Source organism: uncultured Gemmiger sp., from assembly GCF_934561205.1.
In the GTDB taxonomy this organism is placed as follows: Bacteria; Bacillota; Clostridia; order Oscillospirales; family Ruminococcaceae; genus Gemmiger.
On record NZ_CAKTFU010000001.1, the window covers coordinates 275271 to 286108 of the forward strand.

The 10838-nt window shown below is 59.3% G+C and carries 11 protein-coding genes; 5 read left to right on the forward strand and 6 right to left on the reverse strand.

Annotated features, from left to right (window positions below):
* Nucleotides 1-8 precede the first annotated feature (8 nt).
* From mgtE to Q0I19_RS01350, 5 genes are all read right to left on the reverse strand, one after another.
* Nucleotides 9-1373: a magnesium transporter gene (mgtE, locus tag Q0I19_RS01330; protein WP_294759603.1), complete on the reverse strand. Its 1365-nt coding sequence runs from the start codon at nt 1371-1373 to the stop codon at nt 9-11.
* 333 nt (nt 1374-1706) lie between these two features.
* Entirely contained in the window at nt 1707-2321 is a 615-nt protein-coding gene (locus Q0I19_RS01335) for a hypothetical protein (RefSeq protein ID WP_294759604.1), read from the reverse strand.
* Nucleotides 2314-4356, reverse strand: coding sequence for a hypothetical protein (locus Q0I19_RS01340; RefSeq protein WP_294759605.1), 2043 nt, complete (start codon nt 4354-4356; stop codon nt 2314-2316). The genes Q0I19_RS01335 and Q0I19_RS01340 overlap by 8 nt, the downstream gene beginning before the upstream one ends.
* 15 nt (nt 4357-4371) lie before the next feature.
* On the reverse strand, nt 4372-5739 hold the full coding sequence (locus tag Q0I19_RS01345) for a PFL family protein (RefSeq protein WP_294759607.1): 1368 nt from the start codon (nt 5737-5739) through the stop codon (nt 4372-4374).
* A gap of 16 nt (nt 5740-5755) precedes the next feature.
* Nucleotides 5756-6025 (reverse strand): ACT domain-containing protein, encoded by a 270-nt coding sequence (locus Q0I19_RS01350; RefSeq protein ID WP_294759609.1) that lies wholly within the window; start codon nt 6023-6025, stop codon nt 5756-5758.
* 179 nt (nt 6026-6204) lie between these two features.
* On the opposite strand from Q0I19_RS01350, the gene Q0I19_RS01355 reads away from it, so the two are divergent.
* The 4 genes from Q0I19_RS01355 to Q0I19_RS01370 all read left to right on the forward strand — a co-directional run bounded on the left by Q0I19_RS01355 (nt 6205) and on the right by Q0I19_RS01370 (nt 8893).
* Nucleotides 6205-7050 carry a glycerophosphodiester phosphodiesterase family protein gene (locus Q0I19_RS01355; RefSeq protein ID WP_294759610.1) on the forward strand — a complete coding sequence of 282 codons (846 nt, stop codon included), beginning with the start codon at nt 6205-6207 and terminating at the stop codon, nt 7048-7050.
* Nucleotides 7051-7112: 62 nt separating this feature from the next.
* Nucleotides 7113-7664, forward strand: a complete 552-nt coding sequence (locus tag Q0I19_RS01360; protein ID WP_294759611.1) for a DUF4830 domain-containing protein — start codon at nt 7113-7115, stop codon at nt 7662-7664.
* Between the two features lie 85 nt (nt 7665-7749).
* Entirely contained in the window at nt 7750-8292 is a 543-nt protein-coding gene (locus tag Q0I19_RS01365; RefSeq protein WP_294759612.1) for a phosphatase PAP2 family protein, read from the forward strand.
* A 13-nt stretch (nt 8293-8305) separates the two neighbouring features.
* Nucleotides 8306-8893 (forward strand): hypothetical protein, encoded by a 588-nt coding sequence (locus Q0I19_RS01370; protein WP_294759614.1) that lies wholly within the window; start codon nt 8306-8308, stop codon nt 8891-8893.
* 37 nt (nt 8894-8930) lie between these two features.
* Here Q0I19_RS01370 and Q0I19_RS01375 read toward each other — a convergent pair whose 3' ends face one another.
* Entirely contained in the window at nt 8931-9551 is a 621-nt protein-coding gene (locus Q0I19_RS01375) for a flavodoxin family protein (protein ID WP_294759615.1), read from the reverse strand.
* Nucleotides 9552-9618: 67 nt separating this feature from the next.
* Here Q0I19_RS01375 and rlmD point away from each other — a divergent pair.
* The coding region (gene rlmD / locus Q0I19_RS01380) for a 23S rRNA (uracil(1939)-C(5))-methyltransferase RlmD (RefSeq protein ID WP_296023175.1) at nt 9619-10838 on the forward strand (1220 nt) is incomplete at its 3' end.

Below are 10838 nucleotides of genomic sequence, written 5' to 3' on the forward strand. Positions count from 1 at the left end.
CACAGTGTTCAAATTTTGAGCAGGATCTTTGCGATGTTGAAGTAGATCAGCAGCGTAGTGGTATCCACGATGGTGGTAATCAGGGGCGACGCCATAACGGCAGGGTCAAGGTGGAATTTTTCCGCCACAACGGGCAAAAAGCCGCCGATGATCTGGGACAGCAGCACCGTGCAGATCAGCGTCAGGCAGACGACGGCCGCCACGGGGGCCGCAATGCCGTCCAGCGCGATCAGCTTGAGGAAGTTCAGAATCGCCAGCGTGCCGCCGCACAGAATAGCGGCGCGGCTCTCGCGCCACAAAATGCGCGGCAGGTCCTTCGGCTCAATATCACCCAGCGCCATACCACGGATGATGGTGGAGGTACTCTGGCTGCCCGCGTTGCCGCCGGTGTCGGTCAGCAGCGGGATATAGGCGGTCAGCACGGTGACGGCGGCCAGCGCATCCTCGTACCCGCGGATGACCATGCTGGAGAAGGAGGACGACACCATCAGGAACAGCAGCCACGGGGCGCGGCTCTTGTACAGATCCCACATGGACTGCTTGAAGTAGGGCTTGTCGGTGGGGCCGATAGCGTTCATCTTGGCGATGTCTTCGCTGGCCTCGTCCTGCAGGATGGAGATAGCGTCGTCGATGGTCACGATGCCGACCAGGCGCTTTTCGTTGTCCACAACGGGAATTGCCAGAAAGCCGTATTTTTCAAACAGCTGGGAGACATCCTCCTGGTCGGTGGTGGTGCTGACGCTGATGACGTTTTCGTCCATCAGGTCAGCGATATGCTCGGCGTCCGGCTCGCGGCAGAGTATCAGCGCGCGCAGCGAGACCACGCCGATCAGCGTGCGGTCACGGTCGGTAACGTAGCAGTTGTTGATGGTTTCCTTGTCAAAGCCGTTTTTGCGGATGGATTCGATGGCCTGCGTCACCGTCATACCGGCGCGCAGCTCCATAAACTCGGTGGTCATGACACCGCCGGCGGAATCCTCGGGGTATTTGAGCAGTTCGTTGATCATGCGGCGGGTCGCCGGGTCAGCCTGCGCCAAAATACGCTTGACGACATTGGCGGGCATTTCCTCCACCAGATCCGTCGCATCATCAACAAACAGATCATTGACCACGACCTTCAGTTCTTTATCGGTCAGGCAGTCGATCAGGGTCTGCTGGGTCTCGGGGGTAAGCTCGGCAAAAATTTCCGCTGCCAGGTCCTTGGGACACAGGCGAAACAGCACGGGGAGCTTTTCGGGCGGGAGATCCTCAAACACCGCAGCCAAATCGGGCGCGGGCAGGTTTTCCATGACATCCCGCAGGCTCTGGTACTTTTTTGCATCGTCCAAGTTGGCCAGCATGGTTTTCAGGGTCAGAATTGCAGTATCGGACATAAAAAAGCCGCCTCCTTTTCAGGCGGCAGCCGAACACTTTACTTTTGGGAAAATGCAACGCACAGCGGACCCATACGCCTAACTTAGCGCATAGTCTGCTTTTCCCAACCAAAATATGACGGCTGCCTTATTCAAGATACATCGGTACACAGGACTGGGACTACTGGGTGTATCCATGACAACCACCACACTTTTCTTATAAAATTGGGCAGGGACATACCCTACCGATATTACTTTAACACTCCCGACGGGTTTCGTCAAGCAGTTTTTTGCTTCGCGGCGCAACTTTTTTCGGCAGCCAAAATGCCCCCTCCGTGGGAGGGGACTTTGCCGTTATTTTCTGCGGCGGGGCCAATCTGCCGCCGCGTCGCACAGGGCCAGCGCCAAAAACAGCACGACAGGCGGGCAGACAAGGCCGTAAAACAAATCCTTCGTGCCAAAGCGGAACAAATTCTGCCAGCCGTCCGGGTTGATCCTGATTTCCAAAAAGTCAAACCACACGCCCGGATACACACCGAGATCCAGCCGAATACGGCAGGTGGAATCCGGGAAAACAAAGCGGTAGCCATCGCCGTATTTTTGGGCGTAGACCATGCGGTCGGTGCCAAACTCTCCGTTTGGCTTGTGGGTGTAAAATGCCACCATCTCGCCGGGATCCTGTGAGGAGATAAAAATGATATCCAATTCCCGCACAGGGCCGTCATAAATCAGCTGGTCGTCATCGGTCGTGGTCAGCACCGTTTGGTAGCCGGCAGGCATCGCCCCGACCGCCTCAAAATCCGACACGGTCAAATCCTTGGCGGAAAACCGGCCGCTCAGCGCAATGCAGGCTCCGTAGACAAGGTGCAGTACCACGACGGACACCGCCGTAAGCAGATAGGCCGCCGCCAGCAAGCGCGCAAAATGGGCGTGAGCATAACGGCGGAAGGCTTGCAGGCGCTCAGTCATGGACATCCACCTCCTGCAAAGGGATATCTTCCCCCGTAATTTTGTACAGCACACCGCCGCGGACGCCCCCTGCAAACAGACTGCTGTAGGTCTGCACAAATTCAGGGTCGGGGTCGACGATCAGAACATAGTCAAAGTAGGTGCGCATAACCTCGGTAAAGGTGGTAAGGTCTGCCACATTATAATAGGTGCGCTCGCTGTCGGGGTCGATATGGTCACGGAAAGAAACGGTAAAATCCAACCCTGAATTCAGGGTGTCCACATCGGCCAGCGCCGGCAGCAGCCGCTGCTTATATAAAAAGTAGCTCCAGGTGTCCTGGTCGCGAAGCGGCACATAGACACGGGTGTCCTTTGTCAGGAAATCGCGGTATTTTTCGATGATTTCTTCCGCTGCCAGTTCCTGCGCGTAGGCGTTTTGCGGGGCCGCAAACACCGTGTGGGAAAGCCCCGTGTTCAGCACCGTGGACAGGCCAAAGCAGGCCAGTGCCGCCATGGCCAGCTGTGCCGCCGCAGGGCGCATGGCATGCAGAATCGGCACGGCCACAAGGAACACCATATACAGCCACAACCAGTAATAGCTGGTCATGTAGCGGGGATATTCCACCATGCCATCGTTGAAATCCGCGATAAAATAGCTGATGGTAAGGTTGTACACAAGTGCACCGGCAGCAAGGGCCACCGCCAGCAGTGCCAACGGCAGGCGATGCTTTTTGCACAGGGCTGCGCACAGAAGCCCCAGCGCCAACAGCAGCACTACCAAAAATCTGTCCGGTACAAAAGCGGTGATTTTGGCTGTGGCAAATTCCTGCCGCATGGTTTCCAGCACCTGCTTATGCCGCTGCGAACGGCGGGACGCCACAAAAATCGACAGGAAGTCTCCGTCGGCCTGTTCTTCGTCCTGCTGCAGTTCGGCAGGTTCTTCGGCCTGCTCCTGCGGCGGCGTTTCCGCTATTTCCGTTTCCGGCTGTGCGTCGGGCGCCGCCTCGGCGGCGGGGGCGCGCATAATTTCTCTCTCCCCTTCCGGTTCGGTCAGGGTGAAGGCGGACACGGTAGATTCGGGCGTTGTCTTGGCCAGACACCAAAACCACGAAAGATAAGACGTCCCCACAACGGCCATCGTCAGCACAAGGGTCAGCACGACCGACAAGGACTTTCTCCGTCGATTTGGCCTCGACGCAAAGACGGCAAAAAACGTGATAAGCGCAGCCGCCTGCAAGGCAAAGAACACGCTGGTGTTTTTCATCAGCGTCAGATAGACAAGCGGCGGCAGGGTGAGCAGGGCGCGCCCGCTTTCCAGGTAGGAGACAGCACACCCCAAAAACACCACCGCGATAAGAAAATCCACCATTGTCGTGCCGTAGGCGTAGGACAGCGAACTGTAATCCTCGGCAGCGGTATGGTATGCCTCCCAAAACGGGGAGAACACCAGCACCGCAAAGGCACCCACCGCCAGCGGCAGGTTTTGGGTCTTTTTGTGCAGCCAGGCGGCCGTCATGGCAAAGACCACCAGCATCAGGAACGCATAGGCCAACAGCAGCTTATAGTCCGCAAAATCGCGGCTGAAATACATAAAAAAGTACCCCAGGACGCTGTTCATAGGCGGCAGTGTGGAGAAGGTCAGATCCGGCTGACGGTTATAATACTGCCCGTAATACTTGACATATTTGGCGGATACGCTCCAGAACGAATACTCGTCCCAGTAATAGCACAGCGGCTTTTGCAGCGTAAAAATCACGGCAAATACCGCCGCCGCCCCGTTATACAGCAGGGCAAAGGGGTCGGCATAGTCCCGCAGGCGGGCCGCCAGATCCTTTTTGCGCAGATGCCGCACCAGATAGACCGCAGCACCCGCAGCCGTCAGCACCCACAGCCCCGCAGCGGCGGCGGGCATAACCCCGCACACGCCGGCAGCGTACAGAACGGCCAGCGCCGTGCACAGCGCCGTAAAGTAGCAGTGCATCGAGCTTGTATGCAAAAATTCCTGCAGCAGCAGCGCCGCAAGGTTCAAAAGCAAAACCGGAAGCAAAACCGACATGGCAAAGAACCATCCTTAGTTTTTCAGTGCCTGCATGGGGGCGGGGATACGGCCGCCGCGGTGGATCATGACCGCCGGGCTGTATTGGCTGATGGGCATGATGGGCGCGTGACCCAAAAGACCGCCGAAGTCCAGCACGTCACCGGCCTTGTGGCCGATGGCGGGGATAACACGCACCGCCGTGGTCTTGCTGTTGACCATGCCGATGGCGGCCTCGTCGGCGATCAGGCCGCTGATGACCTCCGCCGGGGTATCGCCGGGGATAACCACCATGTCGATGCCGACCGAGCAGACAGCGGTCATGGCTTCCAGCTTTTCCAGCGTCAGGCTGCCGCAGTTGGCGGCGTTGATCATGCCGTCATCCTCCGACACGGGGATAAATGCGCCGGACAGGCCGCCCACATGGTTGGAGGCCATGACGCCGCCCTTCTTGACGGCATCGTTCAAAAGAGCCAGGCAGGCGGTGGTGCCGCAGCAGCCGCAGCTTTCCAGGCCCATTTCTTCCAGAATGTTGGCGACACTGTCACCGATGGCGGGGGTAGGTGCCAGCGACAGGTCAATGATGCCCGCGGGCACACCCAGGCGCTCGCTGGCCAGGTTGGCGACCAGCTGACCCAGACGGGTGATCTTGAAGGCGGTGCGCTTGACAAGCTCGGCCACCTCGTCCATGGGGGCGTCCTTGGGCAGCTTGGCCAGCGCGGCGCGCACGGCACCGGGGCCGGAAACACCGACGTGGATCTCGCAGTCCGGCTCGCCCGCGCCGTGGAAGGCACCCGCCATAAAGGGGTTATCCTCCGGCGCGTTGCAGAACACGACCAGCTTGGCATCGCCCATGCACATATTGTCCTTGGTCAGCTCGGCGGTCTCGCGCACGACCTCGCCCATCAGCTTGACGGCGTCCATGTTGATGCCCGACTTGGTCGAGCCGATGTTGACGCTGGAACAGACGATGTCGGTTTCGGCCAAAGCGCGGGGGATCGCCTCGATCAGGCGGCGGTCACCGGCAGAAAAGCCCTTGTGTACCAGCGCACCGAAGCCGCCGATAAAGTTGACGCCCACGGCCTTGGCAGCGCGGTCCAGCGTTTTGGCGTACAGCACGGGATCGGCATCGGGGGCAGCGCCCAGCAGCATGGCAATGGGCGTTACGCTGATGCGCTTGTTGACGATGGGAATACCGTACTCGGAGCTGATGCCGTCCACAACGGACACCAGGTTGCCCGCCAGGCGCACGATTTTGTTGTAGATCTTCTCGCAGGCCTTCTCGGCATCGGGGTCGATGCAGTCCAACAGGCTGATGCCCATGGTAACGGTGCGGACGTCGAGGTTTTCCTCGGTCAGCATCTCGATGGTTTCCATTATATCGCCGCTGTTGATGATTCTCATTACCCTGCCCCCCCTGTTATACCGTGTGCATGGCGTCAAAGACTTCCTGACGGGTCACAGTGACCTGCATCTGCATCTCCTTGCCCAAGGCGGCAAAGCGCTCGCGCATGGCGGCGCTGTCGACGGCGCAGCGGTTCAGGTTGACCAGCATGATCATGCAGAACATGTCCTGCATGATGGATTGGGACACATCCTCGATGTTGATGTTCAGTTCGGCGCATACGGCGCTGACCTTGGCAACAACACCCACCGTGTCGCGTCCGATAACAGTAATTACAGCTTTCATACAAAACCCTCCCTATACTTCCCGGCGGAAATGCCGCGCGGTACTTTTATTATAGCAAAGCACGCGCCTGTGCGCAACAAAAAGGACAAAATCTTTTGCCACAAAATGACTTTTTCGCCCGGAAATCGGTTGCAAATCGACAGACATCGCGGTACAATAGGCGCGGAAGGTGATTTTTTATGACAGTTGTATTGATTTTGCTCCTGCTTGCCGCCGTGGTGCTGTTCTGCGTTTTGCCCGGTGCCAGGCGCGCCGCACTGCGCAAGCCCTTTTACGGCCGCAACTACGCCCACCGCGGGTACTTCGGCAAGGACCAGCGCCCGCCCGAAAACAGCCTGCCCGCCTTTGCCGCTGCCGCCAAAAACGGCTACGGCATCGAGCTGGATGTACAGTTTACCAGCGACAAAAAGCTGGTGGTTTTCCACGATGACACGTTAGACCGCATGACCCCCGCCAAGGGCTTTGTGCACGATATGCCGTGGGCGGAATTTTCCGCTTTGCCGCTGGCGGGCAGTGAGGAGCATCCCCCGCTGTTTTCCGATATGCTGAAGACCGTGGCCGATGCCAACCCCGCCACCCCGTTGATCGTGGAGATCAAAAGCCGAACCGAGTATTCCAAGGCGTACCTGACCGAGCTGGTGCGGGCCACGCTGGACACGCTGCAGGACTACCCCGGCCCTTACTGCCTGGAGAGTTTTGACCCCCGCGTGGTGGCGCTGGTACGCCGCATGGCACCCGGCGTTTTGCGCGGTCAGCTGGCCGACAGCTACAAGGCCAACCGCGAAAGCGGTGCCCGCCCGTTGGCGGCCTATGCGCTTTCGCACCTGTTCGGCAACTTTATGGCGCGGCCGGATTTTATCGCCTGGTGCCCTGCCCCGCGTAACTGGGCGGTGTCCCTGTGCATCAGGCTGGGCGCCATGTCTGTCATGTGGACAGCTTTGCCTGAGCACGACACCCAAAAGCTGGAGGCCGACAACGACGCCGTGATCTTCCAGTGGTACGCCCCCAAGCCGCAATATAAATAACGCATACGCGCAGACTTTTTGCATACGATGTACAAGGACATCGTTGGAAAGGGGCTGCGCGTATGTTTTTGTTTACCGTTACCAAGCCCGGCTTGCGGCAGACGGGGGCGCTGGCACTGTGTGCGGCGTGCCTGTGCGGCACCGTGGCAGCGGCGGTGCGGTTTTCGGGGCAGAGTGTCCCGACAGCCGCCGCCACCCATACCGAGATAGCGACCACACAGGATATCGCGGACTATTTTACAGGCCGCGGCTTTGACACGGATCTATCCTCAGCCGCGGTGGATAAGGTCAAAATTCCCCGCAAATGGGACGACAGCTTTGCCGCCTTTGACGGCGTTGTGCAGGAAAGTGGCCTGACACTGGCAGACTGCAAGGGCAAAACCGTGGAGAAATGGACGCTGCTCTGCCCGCAGCTTTCGACTGAGGGTCACGACACCTACTGCGTGCTGCTGGTGTACAAGGCAAAGCCCGTGGGTGCCTACCTGCTGCAAAAGCCGGGCGGTGAGGTTTCGGGGCTGGTGACCACCGCCGAGACAATGGCAGACGCCGCGCGCGACGAACCCGTGCAGGAAACCGCCGCTGTGCCTGACGCAGCGGATTTTCCCACCGAATGATGCGGGCAAATTGACTTTCCCGCCCAAAAATGATACTATAAAATCAATTCTTTTATAAGGTATCCGGAAACCATAAGGAGCTTGTATGTCTGAGCAGAATTACCGCGCGATGCTGCGTTGGTTCCGCAGCCACAGTGCCGCAAAAAATGTGCTGTTTTGGGTCAGCAAGGCTGCCGTGTGGTCGGTGTACGGGATCTACCTGGGGTTGCTGGCTTGGATGGCGTACCACACCATGTGGACGCAGCTGCTGCCCGCCGCCCTTGTGCCCGCCGCCGCTTTTTTGGTAGGCACCGCACTGCGCAAAGGTATCAACCGCCCGCGCCCCTACACAAAATATGGCGAAAAACCGCTGTTTCCCAAAAATCAGCCGGGCTGCAGCATGCCAAGCCGGCACTGCTTTTCGGTGGCAGCCATTGCGGTGGCCGTGTGGTATGTTCTGCCCCCTGCCGCTGTGGTGCTGGCGGTGCTGGCCGTTATCATTGCCGTATCCCGTGTTTTGTGCGGGGTACACTACATAAGCGACGTGCTGGCAGGGCTTGCCTTCGGTGCCATATTTGCCCTGCTGGGCAGCGAACTGTTTGTTGTGTTCGTATCCATGCTCGGTTTCTACCCCGTCATGCTGTTGTAAAGGAAATAGGACTATGAAACGTAAATTTTTTGCTGTTCTTTCAGCCGCCGTGCTGGCACTGGGGTTGGCGGGCTGCTCTTTTAAGGACACCATGCTGTACTTGTACGGCGGTGATGATTTTGTGCAAAGTGAGGAAGCCGACTACGCCCGCTGCGACGGTGCCAACGGTGTCAGCGTCGTATTTGACCAAAACACATGGAGCACCCCCACGCTGGCCCAAGCGGACACACTGTCGATGGTGGCGGGCAACAAGCTGAGCTATACGGTAGTTCTTTTGCAAAAATGTGACGATTACACGGATTTTCTGGCGCAATCCGGCCAGGAGCTGGAGGAAACCACAGGCACCGTAAAATACGACATGGAGCTGGCCGTGCCCGACGCCGACGCCAAGGCCGTTCGCTATGACTGCGGCAGTTACCAGGCGATTTTTGCGCAGCTGGACTACGCCTGCGGCGAGACGGTGTATGTGACCGCCGCCGCACGCACCAGCGATTATCAGCCCATCGTGGCGCTTTTGCAGGGCGTCTACCCCACCGGCCACGCCTCCGCCGAGCTGCCCGCCGCCGACACGGTGGTGGAGGCTGTCTCCCCTGAGGAATAACCGAAAAAGCGGCAGGGAGCACTTGCTCCCTGCCGTTTCAGCGGATAAAGTTGGTGCGTTTTCCGGTTTCAGCTGTGGGCGGTTCAATACCCGCCGCCCTGCCTGCCTCGATGCAGTGCAGCAGCCACGCCATGTTGCGTCCCAGGTTGCGCATGGTCTGGCAGCCTTCCTCATCCAGGCGAACCTGCCCGGCGTCGGAGCCGTGCACCATCGGCCAGTAGGTGGAGCTGACCAGCGGCATTTCCAGAAATTGAGGCACCTTTTCCATGGCGTTCAGCGCATCGGTCGTGCCCGCGCGGCGCGCACTGGTCACAACGGCTGCCGGTTTATGGTGCAGATACCGCCCCGCGCTATATGCCAGACGATGCATAAAGCCCAGCATACTGCCCGCCGCCGTGGCATAGTGTACCGGTGCGCCGAAAACGACTGCATCGGCCTTTTGCACCAGCGGCAAGACCTCTGCCACCGGCCCGCCAAACACGCACTGCCCTGCCTTGGCACAGCCGCCGCAGCCCACACAGCCGCCCACAGGGGCCGCGCCGATGTGAAAAATCGTTGTCTCTACGCCGCATTCGTTCAGCGCGGCGGCGACCTCGCTGAGTGCGGTATAGGTGCAGCCCTGCTTGTGCGGGCTGCCGTTGATCAGCAAAACATTCATGACAAACACCTCCGTTTGTATCTGCATTATACCACGTCTTTCCATTCTATGACAAGGAGAATCGCTTATGCCCAACACCTGCGAAAACTATGATAAAAAGTGCGGCGGCTGCCCCCTGCTTGCCCTGCCTTACCCCGAACAGACTGCCAAAAAGCAGGCGCGCGTCAGTACGCTGCTGGGGCATTATGTCCCCGTCGAGCCGCTGCGCGCCATGCGGGAGCCGTGGCATTACCGCAACAAGGCCATCGCCACCTTTGCGATGCAGCGCGGAAAATTGGTGCTTGGCCTGTATGCCGAGGGCAGCCACCGCGTGCTGCCGGGCTGCAACTGCCTTTTGCAAAACAAGGCGTTGAACCAGACGCTGGCCGCCATACTGGACGCCGCCCGCGCTTGCCGCTGGACTGCCTATGACGAGGACCGCGGCACCGGCCTTGTGCGCCATGCGGTGCTGCGTGCCTCGCGCGAGGGCAAGGTGCTGGTGACGATTGTGACCGCCCGCCCCGAGCTGCCGGGCAGCCGCAATTTCTGCAGCGCCCTGCGCAAGGCAGCGCCTTGGGTCGTGGGTATTGTGCAGAATATCAACCCCACGCAGACCAGCGCCGTGCTGGGCAACCGCGAAAAAACGTTGTTCGGACGCGATTTTGTGGCAGACACCCTGTGCGGGCTGCAATTTGCGATTTCCTCCCGCAGCTTTTATCAGGTCAACCCCGTTCAGACCGAAGTGCTGTACCGCACCGCGCTGGAACTGGCCGCCCTGACCGGCAAGGAGACCGTTATTGACGCCTACTGCGGCATCGGCACCATCGGCCTGTGCGCCGCCGCCAAGGCCGCGCAGGTCATCGGCGTCGAGCGCAACCCTGCCGCCGCCAGGGACGCCGCCGCCAACGCCCGCCGCAACCATATTACAAACGCCGCCTTTGTCTGTGCCGACGCCACCGAGTGGATGATGCAGCAAGCCGACAAACTGCACCCTGACGTCATTTTCTTGGATCCGCCCCGCGCGGGCAGCACCCCGGAATGTATCGCTGCCGTGGCCAAAATGGCCCCCAAGCGCGTGGTATACGTCAGCTGCGACCCCGAAACCCTCGCCCGCGACGTAGTGCTGTTCGGCCGCAGCGGCTACCGCGCCCGCCGCTGCATCCCTGTCGATCTTTTTCCGCATACCAAACACGTCGAGACGGTAGTTCTTTTGTCCCACAAAAAAGCCGATAGTTATATCCACATTGATGTGGAGTTTGGAGAGGGCGAGGGCAAGATTCCGGTAGATAGTATTGCTAAAAGAGCCGA